This is a genomic window from Pseudomonas sp. GW821-FHT02H09 (genome assembly GCF_059421425.1).
This window is the reverse complement of the sequence record NZ_JBWKVA010000002.1, coordinates 42,458-59,893: the sequence shown is the minus strand read 5'-3', so window position 1 is coordinate 59,893 and position 17,436 is coordinate 42,458. Positions and strand designations below refer to the sequence as shown.

General features: G+C 59.9%; 19 protein-coding genes, 1 other RNA gene and 1 pseudogene. 13 read left to right on the top strand and 8 right to left on the bottom strand.

Annotation, left to right across the window (positions count from 1 at the left end):
* The first annotated feature begins 105 nt into the window (after window positions 1-105).
* Complete coding sequence (locus AC07VR_RS02685) at window positions 106-513, top strand: flagellar basal body-associated protein FliL (protein WP_494990820.1); 408 nt, start codon at window positions 106-108, stop codon at window positions 511-513.
* Entirely contained in the window at window positions 513-695 is a 183-nt protein-coding gene (locus AC07VR_RS02680; protein WP_495010402.1) for a hypothetical protein, read from the top strand. Before AC07VR_RS02685 ends, AC07VR_RS02680 begins: the two co-directional genes overlap by 1 nt.
* Here AC07VR_RS02680 and AC07VR_RS02675 read toward each other — a convergent pair.
* The gene (locus AC07VR_RS02675; protein WP_495010401.1) at window positions 679-1,128 is read right to left on the bottom strand and encodes an EVE domain-containing protein; all 450 of its coding nucleotides are present in this window, start codon (window positions 1,126-1,128) and stop codon (window positions 679-681) included. The genes AC07VR_RS02680 and AC07VR_RS02675 overlap by 17 nt on opposite strands.
* Window positions 1,129-1,324: 196 nt before the next feature.
* Between AC07VR_RS02675 and AC07VR_RS02670 the strand changes: the two genes are divergently transcribed.
* A complete protein-coding gene (locus AC07VR_RS02670) occupies window positions 1,325-1,468 on the top strand; it encodes a hypothetical protein (protein ID WP_494990817.1) in 144 nt (47 codons plus the stop codon).
* Between the two features lie 35 nt (window positions 1,469-1,503).
* Here the strand turns inward: AC07VR_RS02670 and AC07VR_RS02665 are convergent, their stop codons facing one another.
* From AC07VR_RS02665 to AC07VR_RS02650, 4 genes are all read right to left on the bottom strand, one after another.
* Window positions 1,504-2,109 carry a 5-formyltetrahydrofolate cyclo-ligase gene (locus AC07VR_RS02665; protein WP_494990816.1) on the bottom strand — a complete coding sequence of 202 codons (606 nt, stop codon included), beginning with the start codon at window positions 2,107-2,109 and terminating at the stop codon, window positions 1,504-1,506.
* A gap of 92 nt (window positions 2,110-2,201) precedes the next feature.
* Window positions 2,202-2,380: non-coding RNA, 6S RNA (gene ssrS, locus AC07VR_RS02660), on the bottom strand.
* Between the two features lie 30 nt (window positions 2,381-2,410).
* Window positions 2,411-2,728 carry a cell division protein ZapA gene (locus AC07VR_RS02655; RefSeq protein ID WP_494990815.1) on the bottom strand — a complete coding sequence of 106 codons (318 nt, stop codon included), beginning with the start codon at window positions 2,726-2,728 and terminating at the stop codon, window positions 2,411-2,413.
* A complete protein-coding gene (locus tag AC07VR_RS02650; RefSeq protein WP_007982902.1) occupies window positions 2,725-2,934 on the bottom strand; it encodes a TIGR02449 family protein in 210 nt (69 codons plus the stop codon). The genes AC07VR_RS02655 and AC07VR_RS02650 overlap by 4 nt, the downstream gene beginning before the upstream one ends.
* Before the next feature lie 127 nt (window positions 2,935-3,061).
* Here AC07VR_RS02650 and AC07VR_RS02645 point away from each other — a divergent pair, with 127 nt between their 5' ends.
* The 9 genes and pseudogenes from AC07VR_RS02645 to gcvH all read left to right on the top strand — a co-directional run bounded on the left by AC07VR_RS02645 (window position 3,062) and on the right by gcvH (window position 12,130).
* Window positions 3,062-3,619, top strand: coding sequence for a YecA/YgfB family protein (locus AC07VR_RS02645; RefSeq protein ID WP_495010400.1), 558 nt, complete (start codon window positions 3,062-3,064; stop codon window positions 3,617-3,619).
* Window positions 3,620-3,646: 27 nt separating this feature from the next.
* Entirely contained in the window at window positions 3,647-4,981 is a 1,335-nt protein-coding gene (gene pepP / locus AC07VR_RS02640; RefSeq protein WP_494990813.1) for a Xaa-Pro aminopeptidase, read from the top strand.
* Window positions 4,978-6,165, top strand: a complete 1,188-nt coding sequence (gene ubiH / locus AC07VR_RS02635) for a 2-octaprenyl-6-methoxyphenyl hydroxylase (RefSeq protein WP_495010399.1) — start codon at window positions 4,978-4,980, stop codon at window positions 6,163-6,165. Before pepP ends, ubiH begins: the two co-directional genes overlap by 4 nt.
* Window positions 6,166-6,187: 22 nt before the next feature.
* Window positions 6,188-6,268: pseudogene (locus AC07VR_RS02630) on the top strand (tetrameric acyl-CoA thioesterase); the annotation flags it as partial.
* A 9-nt stretch (window positions 6,269-6,277) separates the two neighbouring features.
* Window positions 6,278-7,495 (top strand): 2-octaprenyl-3-methyl-6-methoxy-1,4-benzoquinol hydroxylase, encoded by a 1,218-nt coding sequence (locus AC07VR_RS02625; RefSeq protein WP_494991177.1) that lies wholly within the window; start codon window positions 6,278-6,280, stop codon window positions 7,493-7,495.
* Window positions 7,496-7,668: 173 nt separating this feature from the next.
* Window positions 7,669-8,670 (top strand): extracellular solute-binding protein, encoded by a 1,002-nt coding sequence (locus tag AC07VR_RS02620; RefSeq protein WP_495010398.1) that lies wholly within the window; start codon window positions 7,669-7,671, stop codon window positions 8,668-8,670.
* A gap of 168 nt (window positions 8,671-8,838) precedes the next feature.
* Window positions 8,839-10,455, top strand: coding sequence for an ABC transporter permease (locus AC07VR_RS02615; protein ID WP_495010397.1), 1,617 nt, complete (start codon window positions 8,839-8,841; stop codon window positions 10,453-10,455).
* A 156-nt stretch (window positions 10,456-10,611) separates the two neighbouring features.
* Entirely contained in the window at window positions 10,612-11,694 is a 1,083-nt protein-coding gene (gene gcvT / locus AC07VR_RS02610) for a glycine cleavage system aminomethyltransferase GcvT (RefSeq protein WP_494990809.1), read from the top strand.
* A gap of 52 nt (window positions 11,695-11,746) precedes the next feature.
* Window positions 11,747-12,130 (top strand): glycine cleavage system protein GcvH, encoded by a 384-nt coding sequence (gene gcvH / locus AC07VR_RS02605; RefSeq protein ID WP_494990808.1) that lies wholly within the window; start codon window positions 11,747-11,749, stop codon window positions 12,128-12,130.
* A gap of 80 nt (window positions 12,131-12,210) precedes the next feature.
* Here gcvH and AC07VR_RS02600 read toward each other — a convergent pair whose 3' ends face one another.
* A complete protein-coding gene (locus AC07VR_RS02600) occupies window positions 12,211-13,350 on the bottom strand; it encodes a DegT/DnrJ/EryC1/StrS family aminotransferase (protein ID WP_494990807.1) in 1,140 nt (379 codons plus the stop codon).
* Window positions 13,351-13,539: 189 nt separating this feature from the next.
* On the opposite strand from AC07VR_RS02600, the gene gcvP reads away from it, so the two are divergent.
* On the top strand, window positions 13,540-16,413 hold the full coding sequence (gene gcvP, locus AC07VR_RS02595) for an aminomethyl-transferring glycine dehydrogenase (RefSeq protein WP_494990806.1): 2,874 nt from the start codon (window positions 13,540-13,542) through the stop codon (window positions 16,411-16,413).
* Window positions 16,414-16,589: 176 nt separating this feature from the next.
* Here the strand turns inward: gcvP and AC07VR_RS02590 are convergent, their stop codons facing one another.
* Both AC07VR_RS02590 and AC07VR_RS02585 read right to left on the bottom strand, forming a co-directional pair.
* Window positions 16,590-16,907: a DUF2388 domain-containing protein gene (locus AC07VR_RS02590; RefSeq protein WP_494990805.1), complete on the bottom strand. Its 318-nt coding sequence runs from the start codon at window positions 16,905-16,907 to the stop codon at window positions 16,590-16,592.
* A gap of 69 nt (window positions 16,908-16,976) precedes the next feature.
* Window positions 16,977-17,426 (bottom strand): NfeD family protein, encoded by a 450-nt coding sequence (locus AC07VR_RS02585; RefSeq protein WP_494990804.1) that lies wholly within the window; start codon window positions 17,424-17,426, stop codon window positions 16,977-16,979.
* Window positions 17,427-17,436: the final 10 nt, after the last annotated feature.

The following is a 17,436-nucleotide window of genomic DNA, read 5'->3' as shown; positions in this document are numbered from 1 at the left end:
GCCCTGATAGTCAGCCATAAGCTTTGTGCTTGGGCTCGGGCAGGCGGGTCAGTATCCTGGTGGCCATACTGGCCACTAGACTGCAAACCGGATAAGGAGCGAATTGTGAAAGCGTGGATCATGTTGATGCTGGCCCTGTCTCTGCCAATGGCAGCGATGGCCGAAGAAGCCAAAGAGGGTGCAGCACCGAAAGTCAGCTACATCAGCCTGACTCCGCCATTCGTTGGCAACTATGGTCTGGATGGCAGTCCGAAACTCAAGGTATTCAAAGCTGACGTGGCCTTGCGTGTGACGGGCGATGAAGCGGCACAAGCGGTGAAGGCCAACGAACCGTTGATCCGTAATCAGTTGGTGGCGCTGTTTTCCCAGCAAACCACCGAGAGCATGAGTAACGTCGAAGCCAAGGAAAAGCTCCGCCAGGAAGCCTTGAAGCAGACACAGCAAGTGATGAACGACGAAACCGGCAAGCCGATGGTTGATGACCTGTTGTTCAACAATTTGATTATCCAGTAATGCTGGATCCTGTAGGAGCCGAGCTTGCTCGCGATAGCGGCCCCAAGACCGCCATCGCCGGCAAGCCGTGCTCCTACAACGTGCGTGGCCTTCAGACCGCCATCGCCGGCAAGCCGTGCTCCTACAAAAGGCGTGGTCCCCGACAAGCCGTGCTCCGCGCCGCGATCAACGAAGCGCCATAACCGCTGCCCATTGCTCGGCGGTTACCGGCATCACCGACAGGCGACTGCCTCTTTGAACCAGCGGCAACTCAGCCAGTGCTGTTTGTTGTTTCAGGTAACCCAGCCCGAGCACTTTGGGGAAGGTCTGGACATGAGCGACGTTGATCGCGCTCCAGGGGTTTTTCTCAGCGTTGGCTTTCGGGTCGAAATACACGCTTTCCGGCTCCAGGGCCGTGGGGTCCGGGTACGCCGCTTCGGCGATTCGCCCGATCCCGGCAATGCCTGGTTCAGGGCAGCTGGAGTGATAAAAGAAAAACTCATCGCCCACCGCCATCGCCCGCAAGAAGTTACGCGCCTGGTAATTGCGCACGCCGTCCCAGCGCGCTTCAACGAGCTTCTCCAGGCCCTTGATCGAGAGCTCTTGCGGCTCGGATTTCATTAGCCAATAGGCCATCTTTTTTGCTCCTGGAGTGGGGTTGGGCACGTTGTCGGGCAACTTTATGACTAACCGACAGTCGGTTGACGCCACCGTTTGCGTGTCGGTTCACGTTACCGCAAAATGCCGGGCTTTTAAGCTTGACGCTGCTGCACGGCCTATATCGGAAACCGTTGCTGTCATCGTGTGTGATATGCCTGAAGGGGGGCAATCGATGAAACGCAAACCGGATTTACTCTGGATTTTGGTTATTTTGTTCGGTTTGGGCGTCGTGACCACGGGTTATGCGCAGAGCCTGTGGTCGAACCAGGCCAATGCACCGATTGAAGTCGCTCAGCAAAAACCCTTCAAGCGCTGATAGTGTTCACCGGGCGCCGCTGACTCAAGTGGCGTCTACCCGGCGATATACCACTTCCTGTCCGTGACCGTTCCTTGCATCGGTACATCCCAGCTCGCCTGAGCCAGTCGTTCGACTTTCTGACATTCATGGGCCAGCCCCAACAGTGTCGGCTTGCGCCAGGTTTTGCGACGCGCCAGATACGCCAGGCTGCGGTCGTAGAAACCGCCGCCCATCCCCAGACGTCCGCCAAACTCATCAAAGCCAACCAGCGGTAACAACACCAGATCCAGCGCCCAGACCTTGCGTTGCCGGGCCGCGTTGATCCGTGGCTCGAGAATGCCGAAGCGGTTGGGCTGCAACTTTTCCCCGGGGCGAATGCGCTGGAACACCATTTTGGTGCGCGGCCAGGCGCTGAGTACCGGCAGATAGGTGGCCTTACCCCGACGCTGAGCGGCACGCAGCAGCAAGCGCGGATCGATTTCACCGTCGGTGGGTAGATAAAGAGAGATATGTCTGGCCCGGCGAAACAGCGGGTGCTGTGCCAGTTGGCGATAAAGTCCGCGGGCCGCCTCGCGTTGTTCACTGGGTGTGAGTTCGCGGCGGGCTTTGCGCAGCATGCGTCGAAGTTGCGGGCGGGATAGCGGCGCAGGTTCGGTCATGGATTCTGGCTGATCAGGATCGAGCGCGGCAGGATGGCGCACTCGTAAAAAACCAATGCCAGTTTGAAGAAACTGGCATTGGACTGGAATTCAGGCTCCCCGGATGAACCGCTGTCGACTTAGCCCTTGAACCCGAAAGTTCAAGGTGGAAGATGCAGTAGACCTTAAGGCTTTCCGTCTAGCGGACATGCACACCGGCCCAACGTGCAACCTCCAGGGTAGTGCGAATCGGCTCAGGGACATCGCCAACTGGCAAGCACCCCAGGGAGTGGCGCGAGTATAGCGCAACCACCTTCAGGAATCAGCCCTTGCTGACATCCGGATCGGTGGCGAGCACCAGATCGACGCGATCGAGCAGGTCGCGCACCTGTTCGCGGGTCGAACCGCTGACCTGCACTTCAGGGCGCTGCTGTTTATGCAGCAGGTCATGGGTGATGTTCAGCGCGGCCATCACGGCAATGCGGTCGGCACCGATGACTTTGCCGCTGCTGCGGATTTCGCGCATTTTGCCGTCCAGATAACGGGCGGCACTCACCAGATTGCTGCGCTCTTCCTGGGGGCAGATGATTGAATATTCTTTGTCGAGGATCTGCACGGTAACGCTATTGCTTGAACTCATGAGTCTTGCTCCAGGGCCTTCAGGCGCGAAATCATCGATTCGACCTTACGCCGGGCGATTTCGTTTTTTTCAATGAGGTGCGCGCGTTCCTCGCGCCAGGTCTTTTCCTGAGCTAATAGGAGTCCGTTTTGGCTCTTTAGTTGCTCGACCCGGGTAATTAGCAGTTCGAGTCTAGCCATCAGCGCTTGCAGGTCTGTGTCTTCCATAGTGTTCCACGGGATTTGTCTGATGGGCGGTAACTGGCGGACAGCCTTTAATAGTCTTGGCGAGTCTGTCGATGTAGGATACAAGGCCTTCATTCTAGACATAGCGCCGCTTGGCGCCTAGCTACCCATGCCCATTCAGAATTCTCCGTATCAAGCCTTCGCCAACCTGCTGAGCACCAGCGGCCATCCCGTCTCGCCTGCTGAATTGCATGGCCTGCTGCTCGGCCGCAGCTGCGCCGGCGCCGGTTTTGAAGTCGATGGCTGGCTGGTCGACGCCGCCGAACTGCTCGAAGGCGAGCCACAAGACAACGTTCGCAACGCCCTGATCGGCCTGCAAGAAATGGTCAAGGGCGAGCTGACCAGCGACGACATGACCGTCGTTCTGCTGTTGCCGACCGACGACGCGCCGCTCACCGAGCGCGCTGCCGCGCTGGGCCAGTGGTGCCAGGGCTTCCTCAGCGGTTTCGGCCTGAACTGCCGTGACAGCAGCATGCTGAGCACCGAGGCCAGCGAAGTCCTGCAAGACCTCGCGGCTATCGCCCAGGTTCAGGACGCCCTGGAAGAGTCCGACGACGGTGAAAGTGACTACATGGAAGTCATGGAATACCTGCGGGTCGCGCCGTTGCTGTTATTCACCGAGACCAAGAAGCCGGCTGCACCGGCTGCCAAGCCTTCGCTGCATTAATCGTTAGATAGGGAAATCCATCTGCCCATGATTCATATCCCGAAATCGGAGTACACCCGTCGCCGCAAGGCGTTGATGGCGCAGATGGAACCCAACAGCATCGCGATTTTGCCTGCCGCCGCAGTGGCGATCCGTAACCGTGACGTTGAGCATGTCTACCGTCAGGACAGTGACTTTCAATACCTCAGCGGTTTCCCCGAGCCTCAGGCGGTGCTGGTCCTGATGCCCGGTCGTGAGCATGGCGAATATGTGCTGTTCTGCCGTGAACGCAACGCCGAACGCGAATTGTGGGACGGCTTACGCGCTGGCCAGGAAGGCGCGATTCGCGACTTTGGCGCCGATGACGCGTTCCCGATCACCGACATCGACGATATTCTGCCGGGCCTGATTGAAGGTCGCGACCGGGTCTATTCGGCCATGGGCAGCAACCCGGAATTCGACCGCCATCTGATGGACTGGATCAACGTGATCCGCTCTAAAGCGCACCTGGGCGCCCAGCCACCGAACGAATTCGTTGCCCTGGATCATCTGTTGCACGACATGCGCCTGTATAAATCGGCGGCAGAAGTGAAGGTGATGCGCGAAGCCGCGCGAATTTCCTCTCAGGCCCATATTCGTGCCATGCAGGCCAGCCGTGCCGGTTTGCATGAGTTCAGCCTGGAGGCGGAGCTGGATTACGAGTTCCGTAAAGGTGGGGCGAAAATGCCGGCATATGGCTCGATCGTCGCCTCTGGGCGCAATAGCTGCATCTTGCATTACCAGCAAAATGACGCAGTGCTCAAGGACGGTGATCTGGTGCTGATCGACGCTGGTTGCGAGATCGACTGCTACGCCAGCGATATCACCCGAACCTGGCCGGTCAGCGGCAAGTTTTCCCCTGAGCAGAAGGCGATCTACGAATTGGTGCTGGCTTCTCAGGAAGCGGCGTTTGCCCAAATCGCGCCGAACAAACACTGGAACCAGGCGCACGAAGCCACGGTTCAGGTGATCACGGCAGGGTTGGTGGAACTTGGCTTGCTGCAGGGCGAGGTGAATGAGCTGATTGCCAGCGAAGCCTACAAGGCTTTTTATATGCATCGCGCCGGTCACTGGCTGGGAATGGATGTGCATGACGTTGGTGAGTACAAGGTCGGCGGTGAATGGCGGGTGCTGGAAGTCGGCATGGCGCTGACGGTCGAGCCGGGTATCTACATCGCACCGGACAATCAAAATGTGGCGAAGAAATGGCGCGGCATTGGCGTGCGCATCGAGGATGACGTAGTAGTGACCAGGCAGGGCTGTGAAATTCTGACCAGCGGTGTACCGAAAACGGTGGCCGAGATCGAGGCGCTGATGGCGGCTGCCCGGATGCAAGCGGCATGAGCAGAGTCAATCTGGCAATCATAGGTGGCGGTCTGGTTGGCGCCAGTCTGGCGTTGGCCTTGCAAACCGGGGCCAAGGCCCGCGGCTGGAAGATCGTGCTGATCGAACCTTTCGCGCCTGGCCACACCTATCAACCGAGCTATGACGCGCGCTCCTCGGCGCTGTCCTTCGGCGCCCGACAAATTTATCAGCGGCTCGGCCTGTGGCAGGAAATCTCCCGCCGCGCCGAGCCGATCAAACAGATCCATGTTTCCGATCGCGGGCGGTTTTCCACCGCGCGCTTGTCGGCCATGGAAGAGGGCGTTCCGGCGCTCGGTTATGTGGTGGAGAACGCCTGGCTCGGTCAATGCCTCTGGCAAGGCCTGGACAAGGACGTGATCAGTTGGCGCTGCCCGGCCGAAGTTACGCGCATGGAGCCGCTTGAGGATGGCTATCGCCTGACCCTCGACGATGAAACTGCCCTTGAGTGCGACTTGGCGGTGCTGGCCGATGGCGGTCGCTCCGGTTTGCGTGAGCAGTTGGGCATCGGCGTCAAAAAACGTCCGTACAACCAGAGCGCGTTGATCGCCAATATCACCCCGAGCGAAGCCCATAACGGCATGGCGTTCGAGCGTTTTACCGATGATGGCCCGATGGCCTTGCTGCCGTTGCCGGAAAACCGTTGCGCGCTGGTCTGGACCCGCATTGGCATGGACGCCCAGCGTCTGGCGAACCTTGATGAGCGCAGCTTCCTGAGCGAGTTGCAGGGCGTGTTTGGTTATCGGCTGGGCGCCCTCAAGCAAGTCGGTGTACGGCATCTCTATCCGCTGACGCTGGTGGAGGCCGAAGAACAGGTTCGTCCCCATCTGACCGTGCTGGGTAACGCGGCCCACAGCCTGCATCCGATTGCCGGTCAGGGTTTCAACCTGTCCCTGCGAGATGCACAGGCACTGGCCGATACGTTGCTGGCCAGCGAGAGCATGCCGGGCGACTTCGCCACCTTGCAGGCCTATCGCGAGCGGCAACGGCTGGATCAGCAACTGACCGTCGGCTTCTCCGATCAGGTCACCCGGTTGTTTGGCAGCACGCAGCCGTTGGTTTCACTGGGTCGTAACATTGGCCTGCTTGGCCTCGACCTGCTGCCGCCGGCCAAGCGCTGGTTCGCCCGGCAGGCGATGGGCCTGGGCACGCGTCCCGATGCTTAATTGGCTGACCCGGCGTTTCAAGATTCATCACGGCGGCACGCTGGTGGCGCGGGTCGATAAAACCCTTTACGTGCGGCTCAAGCCGCAAGCGAGACAGGCTTAAAGCATGGAAATGCGCGCAGATCTGCTGATTGTCGGGGCCGGAATGGTCGGGAGCGCTTTGGCGCTGGCGTTGCAGGGCAGCGGGCTGGAGGTTCTGCTGCTCGACGGCAGCCCGTTGAGCGTCAAACCCTTCGATCCTCAGGCGCCGTTCGAGCCCCGGGTGAGCGCCTTGTCGGCGGCCAGCCAGCGGATCCTCGAACGTCTGGGGGTCTGGGAGGGTATCGTCAAACGCCGTACCAGCCCTTACGCCGAAATGCAGGTCTGGGACGGCAGTGGCACCGGGCAGATCCACTTCTCGGCGGCCAGTGTGCACGCCGAAGTGCTGGGGCATATCGTCGAGAACCGGGTGGTGCAGGATGCCTTGCTCGAACGTTTGCACGACTGTGATATGGGCCTTCTGGCCAATGCGCGGCTGGAGCAGATGCGCCGCTCCGGCGACGACTGGCTGCTGACCCTGGCCGACGGTCGCATGCTGCGTGCGCCCTTGGTGATCGCGGCGGACGGCGCCAACTCGGCGGTTCGCCGTTTGACCGGTTGCGCCACCCGTGAGTGGGATTATCTGCATCACGCCATCGTCACCAGCGTGCGCAGTGCCAAACCCCATCAGATGACCGCCCGGCAGTGTTTTACCGACAACGGTCCGCTGGCCTTTTTACCGCTGGAGCGCGACGGTCAGCACGACTGGTGCTCGATCGTCTGGTCGACCACTCCGAGCGAGGCTGAACGTCTGATGGCGCTGGACGATGAAAACTTCTGCCGCGAGCTGGAGCGAGCCTTTGAAGGTTGTCTGGGCACGGTATTGAGCGCTGACCCGCGCCTCTGTGTACCGCTGCGTCAGCGGCACGCCAAGCGCTATGTGGCTGAAGGCCTGGCGCTGATCGGTGACGCAGCCCATACCATTCACCCGCTGGCCGGGCAGGGCGTCAATCTCGGCTTCCTCGACGCCGCTGTGCTGGCTGAAGTGCTGCTGCAAGCGGCAAGCCGTGGTGAGCGCCTGGCAGATCTCAAAGTGCTCAGCCGTTACGAGCGCCGGCGCATGCCGCACAACCTGGGGCTGATGGCGGCAATGGAAGGCTTCGAACGATTGTTCCAGGCCGATCCCTTGCCGCTGCGCTGGTTACGTAATACCGGGTTGAAGATGGTCGATCAAATGCCTGAAGCCAAGGCGCTGTTTGTGCGTCAGGCGTTGGGGTTGACCGGGGATTTGCCTGAGTTGGCCAAGGCCTGAGTTATTTGGCGTGGCTGCAGGCCGCTATCGCTTGCTCGCGATAGCGGCAGAACATTCACCTCCCATTTCTGCTCGTGCAACATCTCGTAACTCCTCGATGGAGTGTCCGGTTGAGATGCCAAATGTGAGTCCTTATCATTTGGCCTCTTTTCTGATTTCGAGAGACCGCTCCCATGTTGGCACCCAAGCGCCTACTGACTGCTCTGGCACTCACACTGATCGGCAGCACCGCTCACGCGGCTGATGAAGTAGTGGTCTACTCCTCACGAATCGACGAGCTGATCAAGCCGGTGTTCGATGCCTACACTAAAAAGACCGGCGTGCAGGTGAAGTTCATCACCGACAAGGAAGCGCCGCTGATGCAGCGGATCAAGGCCGAGGGCGAGAACGCCACCGCCGACCTGCTGCTCACCGTCGATGCCGGTAACCTTTGGCAGGCCGAGCAGATGGGTATTTTGCAGCCGTTTACTTCCAATGTAATCGACGCCAATATTCCGCTTCAATACCGTTCGTCCAGCCATCAATGGACCGGTTTGAGCCTGCGCGCGCGGACCCTGGCCTACTCCACTGAGCGGGTAAAACCGTCGGATTTGACCACTTACGAAGCCCTGGCCGGCAAACAGTGGGAAGGTCGTCTGTGCCTGCGTACGGCCAAGAAGGTTTATAACCAGTCGCTGACCGCTACGCTGATCGAAACCCACGGTGCAGAGAAGACCGAAGCAATCATCAAAGGCTGGGTCAACAACCTGTCCACCGACGTGTTCTCCGATGACATCGCAGTGCTTGAGGCGATCAATGCCGGGCAGTGCGACGTTGGCATCGTCAACACCTACTACTACGGCCGTTTGCACAAGCAAAAGCCAAATCTGGCGGTGAAACTGTTCTGGCCGAATCAGGGCGACCGTGGTGTGCACGTCAACCTGTCGGGCATCGGCCTGACCAGGTACGCACCGCACCCTCAGACGGCCAAGGCGCTGGTGGAGTGGATGACCACGCCTGAAGCGCAGAAGATCTTTGCCGATATCAATCAGGAATTCCCGGCCAACCCGAGCGTACTGCCGTCCGCTGAAGTGGCTAGCTGGGGCACGTTCATACCCGATACGTTGCCAGTGGAAGTGGCCGGCAAGCGCCAGGCCGAAGCCATTCGCTTGATGGACCGTGCCGGCTGGAACTGAGCAGCCGGTTTGCAGAGCCCTGCATTTGCAGGGCGTTGATCTCGTTCCCACGCTCTGCGTGGGAATGCAGCCATGGACGCTCTGCGTCCGCTCTAAAGGTGACGCGGAGCGTCACAGGCCGTGTGCCCACGCAGAGCGTGGGCACAATCATTTGATAGAGAGCGTTTCGTGGCCCATCCCGCCCAACGTCGTTGGTATCCGCTGGTCTTTGCCGTTGCAGCGCTGGTTCTGTTGCCGCTGAGCGTGTTGCTGTTGTCGTGGCAGTCGATCGACCAGCAGATCTGGACGCACCTGTGGGAAACGCAGATGCCGCGCTTGCTCGGCAACACACTGACGCTGGTGCTGGGCGTCGGAGCCGGCGTAACGCTGCTGGGCGTCAGCATGGCCTGGTTAACCAGCCTCTGTGAGTTCCCCGGGCGTCGATGGCTGGATTGGGCACTGATGCTGCCGTTTGCGATCCCGGCCTATGTACTGGCGTTCGTCTTCGTGGGTCTGCTGGATTTTGCCGGCCCGGTGCAAACCCTGTTGCGTGAATGGTTCGGCACGGGGCTGCGCCTGCCTCGGGTGCGCTCCACCGGTGGCGTGATTCTGGTTCTGGTGCTGGTGTTCTATCCCTACGTCTACCTGCTGGCGCGCACAGCCTTTCTCGCTCAAGGCAAAGGTCTGATGGAAGCTGCGCGGGTGCTCGGCCAATCGCCGTGGCAGGCCTTCTGGCGTGTGGCGCTGCCCATGGCACGACCGGCCATCGGTGCCGGCGTGGCTTTGGCATTGATGGAGACCCTGGCCGACTTTGGCGCGGCGGCGGTGTTCAACTTCGATACCTTCACCACGGCCATCTACAAGACCTGGTACGGTTTCTTCAGTCTTTCCAGCGCCGCGCAACTGGCAAGCCTGCTGCTGCTTGCTGTAACGCTGGTGTTGTACGGCGAACGCCGGGCTCGCGGTGCTAGTCGGGCGAGCAACGAGCGGCCCCGGGGCAAGGCGCTGTATCACCTGCACGGGTTCAAGGCTCTGGCCGCCAGTGGCTGGTGCGGCCTGGTGTTTGCCTGTGCCTTCGTCATTCCGATGCTGCAGTTGGTGGTCTGGTTCTGGCAGCGTGGCCGTTTCGACCTCGATGAGCGTTATGCCGGGCTGATTGCGCACACATTGTATCTGGGCGCCATGGCGGCGTTGATCACGGTGAGCGTGGCTTTGCTGTTGGCATTTTCCCGACGACTGGCACCGACCCGGGCCATTCGCTCCGGAGTCAGTCTGGCCAATCTGGGTTACGCCTTGCCGGGCTCGGTGCTCGCGGTATCGATCATGTTGGCCTTCAGCTATCTGGACCGTGAACTGGTGATCCCGCTATCGTCCTGGCTCGGTGGCGCGGGCAAGCCGTTACTGTTGGGTAGCCTTTCGGCGTTATTGCTGGCGTATCTGGTGCGTTTCATTGCAGTGGCCTACGGGCCACTGGAAAACGGTCTGGCGCGGATCCGGCCTTCGTTGCCCGAAGCAGCACGAAGTTTGGGCGTCAGTGGGCCGCGACTGTTTTTCAACGTGTATCTGCCGCTTTTGCTTCCAGGCACCTTGAGTGCCGCGTTGCTGGTGTTCGTCGATGTGCTCAAGGAAATGCCCGCCACCTTGCTGATGCGCCCGTTCGGTTGGGACACGCTGGCCGTCCGCATCTTCGAAATGACCAGTGAAGGCGAGTGGTCGCGGGCATCCCTGCCGGCACTGACGCTGGTTTTGGTCGGGCTATTACCGGTCATCGGATTGATCCGACGTTCCGCTCATCGCATAGGCTAGGTGCCAGTCCTACACCTTGCGGCTACAATGCGCGGCATTCGGTGCGGTCCGCCTTTCAGGTCGGGTCACTGAGAGCTGCTGCAAGCCGCATTTTTAAAGGCTTTCAGCCAGCGCAGTGCCTGTCCGCACCTTCGCCACGCCCGGAAGGAGAAACCCATGGGACAGCGTACGCCTCTGTATGACCTGCATCTCGCCCTAGGCGCGAAGATGGTCGATTTTGGCGGTTGGGATATGCCTCTGCATTACGGCTCGCAAGTCGAAGAGCACCATCAGGTGCGACGTGATTGCGGGGTTTTCGATGTATCCCACATGACCGTGATTGACGTCAGTGGCTCCCAGGCCAAGGCCTGGCTTCAGCATTTGCTGGCCAATGATGTCGAACGTCTGCACAGCCCCGGCCGTGCGTTGTACAGCGCCATGCTCAATGAGCGCGGCGGGGTGGTCGACGACATGATCGTCTATCGCACCGAGGCGGGTTACCGGTTGGTGGTCAACGCCGCTACCCGTGATCAGGACATGGTCTGGATGCAAGCGCAGCTCGGTGAGTTCCAGGTGCAGTTGCACGAGCGCCCCGAGTTGGCGATGCTGGCGATTCAAGGCCCACAGGCCCGGAACAAAATTGCAGAACTGGTCACCCAGGCCCGTGGCACGCTGATCCAGCACCTCAAACCCTTTGAAGCTCAGGTCGACGGCGACTGGTTCATCGCGCGCACCGGTTATACCGGCGAAGATGGACTGGAAATCGTCCTGCCTGCCGATCAGGCGCCAGCGTTCTTCAATGATCTGGTCGGTGCGGGTATTTCCCCGATCGGTCTCGGTGCCCGCGATACCCTGCGCCTTGAAGCGGGTATGAATCTCTACGGTCAGGACATGCACCAGGATGTCTCACCGCTGGCCGCGAATATGGCCTGGAGCATTGCCTGGGCGCCTGCGACTCGCGATTTCATCGGTCGAGCCGCTTTAGAAGCCGAGCGCGCAGGCGGAGTGAAGCAAAAACTGGTCGGTCTGGTGTTGGAAGAGCGTGGCGTTTTGCGCGCTCACCAGGTGGTTCGCATCGGCGATGTTGGCGAAGGGGAGATCACCAGTGGTAGTTTCTCTCCTACGCTTAGCAAGTCGATCGCGCTGGCGCGCGTGCCCATGGCTACCGCCGACCGTGCAGAAGTGGAAATCCGTGGCAAGTGGTACCCGGTTCGGGTGGTAAAACCGACCTTTGTGCGTCATGGCAAAGCCTTGATCTAACTTTTTCTGGCGGGCAATCAACCGCTGACATTTCTTCTTGAGGACACAGAATATGAGTGAAATCCCTGTCGACCTGCGTTTTGCCGAAAGTCACGAATGGGCCCGTCTGGATGAGGATGGTGGCGTGAAAGTGGGTATTTCAGACCATGCTCAGGAAGCCTTGGGTGATGTCGTGTTCGTCGAGTTGCCGGAAATCGGCACAGTGTTCGCTGCCGGTGATGCGGCGGGTGTAGTCGAGTCGGTCAAGGCCGCTTCGGATATCTACTCGCCGGTTTCCGGTAAAGTCATCGCCATAAACGAAGAGTTGGCCAACAGCCCGGAGCTGGTCAACAGCGCGCCATACGACAGCTGGTTTTTCAAACTCGCGCCAAGCGATACCGCTGAACTGGACACGTTGCTCGACGCCACTGGCTACAAGAACGCCATCGGCGAGTAACGCTCGTTACTTATCGCGAGCAAGCTCGCTCCTGCAGGGTTGGCGTGAGCCTGTAGGAGCGAGCTTGCTCGCGATTGCGTTTAAGGCTTCAACACCGCCTTCACTGCTTCCACCGAACGCTCGACATCGCTTTTGCTCATCGCGGTGAACATCGGCAATGAAACGATCAAACGGCCAACCCGTTCCGAAACCGGGAACATGCCTTCCTTGAAACCACGCTCGCGGTACAGGCTCAGCAGGTGGATAGGCGGGTAGTGATAGCCGATGCCGACGCCGCGCTCCTGCATTTGTTCCATGAATGTGGCGCGAGCCGGTTTTCCGTCCTTGCGCTCCGGCAGCACCAGTTGGAACAAGTGCCAGTTGCTGTTTGTGAAATCGGCAGGCGGTAGTTGAGCACCGTATTGCGCTTCGAAGTCGCTGCCAAAGCAGGCAAAGTAATGCTTGGCCAATTCACGGCGATGGGCGGTGATCGCGTCGATGTGAGCAAACTGACCCAGGCCGATAGCGGCAGCCACGTCGGTCATGTTGAACTTACCGCCCAACACGTCGACATCCAGCCCATCGAAACCGCTGCGGGTAACGCCTTGCAGCCGGTACTTCTCGGCCAGACGAACCTCTTCGGCATTGTTCAGCACCAGACAGCCACCTTCGGAGGACGTGACGTTCTTGTTTGCCTGGAAGCTGAACGAGACGAAGTCGCCGGTCGAACCGATACGCTGGCCATTCCAGCTCGAGCCCAGCGCTTGCGCGGCATCTTCCAGCACTCGCAGGCCGTGTTTCCTGGCCAGCGCGTACAAGCGCTCCATGTCCACTGGCAGACCTGCCAGGTACACCGGGAGGATCGCCTTGGTGCGCGGCGTGATTGCGGCTTCGACCTGCGCCAGATCGATATTGCGGGTGATCGGGTCGATGTCGGCGAACACCGGTGTGGCGCCGACCTCGAGGATTACGTTGGCCGTGGCCACCCAGGAGATCGGGGTGGTGATGACTTCATCGCCGGCGCCAATCCCGGCGATGCGCAAGGCGATCTCCATGGTGCAGGTGCCGGAGTTGAACGTACGTACCGGCCGACCGCCAAAGTACTCCGAAAGCTGGGCTTCGAAGGCTTGCACCTTGGGGCCGCTGGTGATCCAGCCCGAGCGCAATACGTCGCCGACAGCGGCAATCGTGGCTTCATCGATGGTGGGTTTTGAAAACGGCAGAAACGGCAGTTGGCTCATGATGATTGAAGTATCCGATAGGCATACGGTTGAGGCGTTGATTGGAACTCGCCAAGGTTAGCGCGATAACGTCGGGCATGATGATCCGGATTGACCGAAGGCGCCATACCGTCAGCGCTCAGGATCGACTGCTATGCTGCTTTGACCGTGTTGCATAGACGCCGAGCGCCACTTAAGAGAGAGCCCGTCATGTCCCAGTTGCCGTCTTTGAGCCAGTTGCGAGACCCTAATACCTTTCTGCGGCGCCATCTGGGAGCTGATGCTGCCGAGCAGCAGGCCATGCTCGACAGCCTCGGGCTCGGCAGTCGAGTCGAGTTGATCGAGCAGACGGTGCCGCCAGGCATTCGTTTCAACCGCGTTCTGGACTTGCCGCCAGCACTCGATGAAGAGGCTGCACTGGCCAGACTCAAAGGTTATGCCGAGCAGAATCAGGTCTGGACCAGCCTGATCGGCATGGGCTATCACGGTACTCTGACGCCAACGGTGATCCTGCGTAACGTGCTGGAAAATCCCGGTTGGTACACAGCCTACACGCCGTATCAGCCCGAGATTGCCCAAGGTCGGCTCGAAGCGCTGCTGAATTTCCAGCAAATGACCATCGACCTCACGGGCCTGGAGCTGGCCAACGCTTCGCTGCTGGATGAAGCCACAGCGGCAGCCGAAGCCATGGCCTTGGCTAAACGCGTGGCCAAATCCAGAAGCAATTTATTCTTCGTCGACGAAAACTGCCACCCGCAGACCATCTCGGTGGTGCAGACCCGGGCCGAAGGATTCGGCTTCGAGCTGGTGATCGATGCTGTGGAAAACCTCACTCGCCATCAAGTTTTTGGCGCGCTGCTGCAGTACCCGGACACCCATGGTGAAATCCGCAATCTGCGCCCGCTGATCGACCATCTGCACGCGCAGCAGGCGCTGGCCTGCGTGTCTGCCGATCTGCTCAGCCTGTTGCTGTTGACCCCGCCAGGGGAGTTGGGTGCCGACGTGGTGTTCGGTTCGTCCCAGCGTTTCGGCGTGCCCATGGGTTATGGCGGTCCCCATGCAGCGTTTTTTGCCAGTCGCGATGAATACAAGAGAGCGATTCCCGGGCGCATCATTGGCGTTTCGAAAGATGCGCGCGGCAATGTTGCCCTGCGCATGGCCCTGCAAACCCGCGAGCAGCATATCCGCCGGGAGAAAGCCAACTCGAACATCTGTACTGCGCAGGTGCTGTTGGCCAACATCGCCAGCTTCTATGCGGTTTATCACGGCCCCGAGGGGCTCAAGCGCATCGCTCAGCGAGTCCACCGGTTGACCTGCATTCTGGCGGCGGGCCTGCAGAGAAATGGCATTACACGACTCAACGAGCAATTCTTCGACACCCTGACGCTGGATGTCGGCGGCAGTCAGACGGCGATCATCGAAAGCGCCAGGGATGCGCAAATCAATCTGCGCATCCTCGGGCGTGGTCAGTTGGGTCTGAGTCTCGACGAAACCTGTGATGAAACCACCGTGGCGCGGCTGTTCGATGTCTTTCTCGGTGCCGGTCACGGTCTGGATGTCGCTGAGCTGGATGCCGAGGCATTGGCCTCGGGCATCCCCAATGAACTGCTGCGCAGCTCTCCTTATCTGAGCCATCCGGTATTCAGTGCCCATCACAGTGAAACCGAGATGCTGCGCTACCTCAAACAGCTGGAGAACAAGGACCTGGCGCTCAACCAGTCGATGATCCCGCTGGGCTCCTGCACGATGAAACTCAATGCCAGCAGCGAGATGATCCCGATCACCTGGCCAGGTTTCGCCAATCTGCACCCGTTCGCGCCGAAAGAGCAGGCGCTTGGCTATTCACTGATGATCAGTGAGTTGCAGAGCTGGCTCTGTGCGATCACCGGTTTCGATGCCATCTGCATGCAACCCAACTCCGGAGCTCAGGGTGAATACGCCGGGTTGCTGGCAATCCGCAAATACCACGAAAGCCGCCAACAGGACGCACGCAACATCTGTCTGATTCCTGCTTCCGCCCACGGCACCAACCCGGCTTCGGCGCAGATGGCCGGGATGCAAGTGGTGATCGTCGAGTGCGACGATGCCGGTAACGTCGATCTGGATGACCTGAAAGCCAAGGCCCAGGATGCGGGCGACAATTTGTCGTGCCTGATGGCGACCTATCCGTCGACCCATGGCGTGTACGAAGAGGGCATCAGCGAGATCTGTGAAGTTATCCACAGCCACGGCGGCCAGGTCTATATGGACGGCGCTAACCTCAATGCTCAGGTTGGGCTGGCGCGGCCGGCGGATATCGGCGCCGACGTTTCCCACATGAATCTGCACAAGACTTTCTGCATTCCCCATGGCGGTGGTGGTCCCGGTATGGGACCGATTGGCGTGCGTGCGCATCTGGCACCGTTCGTTGCCAATCACCCGGTGGTGCAGATCGAAGGTCCGCAGCCGCAGAACGGGGCGGTCAGCGCCGCGCCCTGGGGCAGCGCGAGCATCTTGCCGATCAGTTGGATGTACATCGCGCTGATGGGACCGCAATTGGCCGATGCCAGCGAAGTGGCGATTCTCGCTGCGAACTATCTGGCCGAGCACTTGAGCGGTGCCTTCCCGGTGCTCTACACCGGGCGAAATGGCCGGGTGGCCCACGAATGTATCCTCGACTTGCGGCCGCTCAAGGCGCAAACCGGGATCAGTGAAGAGGATGTCGCCAAGCGTTTGATGGACTATGGCTTCCATGCGCCGACCATGTCGTTCCCGGTGCCGGGTACGCTGATGGTCGAGCCGACCGAAAGCGAGTCCAAGGCTGAACTGGATCGCTTCATCGAAGCGATGCTGAGCATTCGCGCAGAAATATCCGAAGTGCAGAACGGCAACTGGCCCGCCGAAGACAACCCGTTGAAACGCTCACCCCACACACTGGCGGATATCACCGGGGTCTGGGAGCGGCCTTACACCATAGAACAGGCGGTGACGCCCAGCGCGCACACCAAGGCCCATAAGTACTGGCCGACGGTGAATCGCGTCGACAATGTCTACGGTGACCGCAATTTGTTCTGTGCTTGCGTGCCGGTGGATGCCTATCGCTGAAAAAAACCGCGATCTTCCTCTGTAGTAGCAGCCGGTCGACGCTCGATTGGTCCGGGCGGCGTTCCGACGATGGCGATCTCAAGGACATCATCGCCGGCAAGCCGTGCTCCTACAGGGTTTCGGGCAAAAAAATGCCGCTTCAGGGAGCGGCATTTTTTACTCAGCGCAGCAGTGGATCACTCTTGGGCAACCGCATTCTTCGCCAGAATCGCGTTGGCCAGTTCCATATCGGTGGCCTGCAAGCCTGGGTTGTCGGCGCGGACCTTGCGCATCGCGGCTTCCAGATACGGGCCGCGAATACCGCCGTCGCTGGCGACGAAGCTGCCGGCGTCATCCTGGGCGGCGACGATCAGCTTGTGGTCCTTGAACGTCAGGTAGGTGGAGGCGGTGGTCGCACCTGAGGAAATGACATCCCGCAAGAAGTCGTCGGCCATTGCCGAACAGACAGGAAGGGACAGCAGGGCCAAGGTGGCGACGGCTAATTTGAAACGCATGGTGGGTGACTCCGACTGGGTTATCTGAGGCGTTTGATACTCGATAGCCCAACGGAGTTCCGTGACCCATCAATCGATGCGTTCCACCTCAATGATGACCCCTTCCTGCCCGATCACCCGAACACGGGTGCCGACTGGCGCGTCCGGTCCTTTGGCCATCCAGAAGCCGTCGGCGACCTTGATCTTGCCTCGCCCCCCGACAATCGCTTCATGCACCACGAAGGTTTTACCTATCAGCTCTTGAGCACGAAGATTGAGGGTTGGCTGATCACTGGCTCTGACGGCACTGCGCTGGCGTCTCCACCAATACAACACCGTCAGCACCGATAGCAGGCCGAACAACAGCAATTGCACTTCCCACGACAGGTCTGGAATCAAGAAGGTCAACACGCCGACTGCGGCAGCGGCGATGCCAACCCAGAGTAAATAACCGCCAGCGCCGAACACTTCGAAAATCAACAGAATGGTGCCCAACGCCAGCCAGTCCCAGAACGACACATACTGCAGGAATGCCCACATAGGTCGCGCC

What these genes read in the sequence shown, in the direction of transcription:
- AC07VR_RS02680 (WP_495010402.1), top strand. Translation starts at nt 513, where the DNA reads ATGCTGGATCCTGTAGGAGCCGAGCTTGCTCGCGATAGCGGCCCCAAG.
- AC07VR_RS02675 (WP_495010401.1), bottom strand. Translation starts at nt 1,128, where the DNA reads ATGGCCTATTGGCTAATGAAATCCGAGCCGCAAGAGCTCTCGATCAAG.
- AC07VR_RS02670 (WP_494990817.1), top strand. Translation starts at nt 1,325, where the DNA reads ATGAAACGCAAACCGGATTTACTCTGGATTTTGGTTATTTTGTTCGGT.
- AC07VR_RS02665 (WP_494990816.1), bottom strand. Translation starts at nt 2,109, where the DNA reads ATGACCGAACCTGCGCCGCTATCCCGCCCGCAACTTCGACGCATGCTG.
- AC07VR_RS02655 (WP_494990815.1), bottom strand. Translation starts at nt 2,728, where the DNA reads ATGAGTTCAAGCAATAGCGTTACCGTGCAGATCCTCGACAAAGAATAT.
- AC07VR_RS02650 (WP_007982902.1), bottom strand. Translation starts at nt 2,934, where the DNA reads ATGGAAGACACAGACCTGCAAGCGCTGATGGCTAGACTCGAACTGCTA.
- AC07VR_RS02645 (WP_495010400.1), top strand. Translation starts at nt 3,062, where the DNA reads ATGCCCATTCAGAATTCTCCGTATCAAGCCTTCGCCAACCTGCTGAGC.
- pepP (WP_494990813.1), top strand. Translation starts at nt 3,647, where the DNA reads ATGATTCATATCCCGAAATCGGAGTACACCCGTCGCCGCAAGGCGTTG.
- ubiH (WP_495010399.1), top strand. Translation starts at nt 4,978, where the DNA reads ATGAGCAGAGTCAATCTGGCAATCATAGGTGGCGGTCTGGTTGGCGCC.
- AC07VR_RS02625 (WP_494991177.1), top strand. Translation starts at nt 6,278, where the DNA reads ATGCGCGCAGATCTGCTGATTGTCGGGGCCGGAATGGTCGGGAGCGCT.
- AC07VR_RS02620 (WP_495010398.1), top strand. Translation starts at nt 7,669, where the DNA reads ATGTTGGCACCCAAGCGCCTACTGACTGCTCTGGCACTCACACTGATC.
- gcvT (WP_494990809.1), top strand. Translation starts at nt 10,612, where the DNA reads ATGGGACAGCGTACGCCTCTGTATGACCTGCATCTCGCCCTAGGCGCG.
- gcvH (WP_494990808.1), top strand. Translation starts at nt 11,747, where the DNA reads ATGAGTGAAATCCCTGTCGACCTGCGTTTTGCCGAAAGTCACGAATGG.
- AC07VR_RS02600 (WP_494990807.1), bottom strand. Translation starts at nt 13,350, where the DNA reads ATGAGCCAACTGCCGTTTCTGCCGTTTTCAAAACCCACCATCGATGAA.
- gcvP (WP_494990806.1), top strand. Translation starts at nt 13,540, where the DNA reads ATGTCCCAGTTGCCGTCTTTGAGCCAGTTGCGAGACCCTAATACCTTT.
- AC07VR_RS02590 (WP_494990805.1), bottom strand. Translation starts at nt 16,907, where the DNA reads ATGCGTTTCAAATTAGCCGTCGCCACCTTGGCCCTGCTGTCCCTTCCT.
- AC07VR_RS02585 (WP_494990804.1), bottom strand. Translation starts at nt 17,426, where the DNA reads ATGTGGGCATTCCTGCAGTATGTGTCGTTCTGGGACTGGCTGGCGTTG.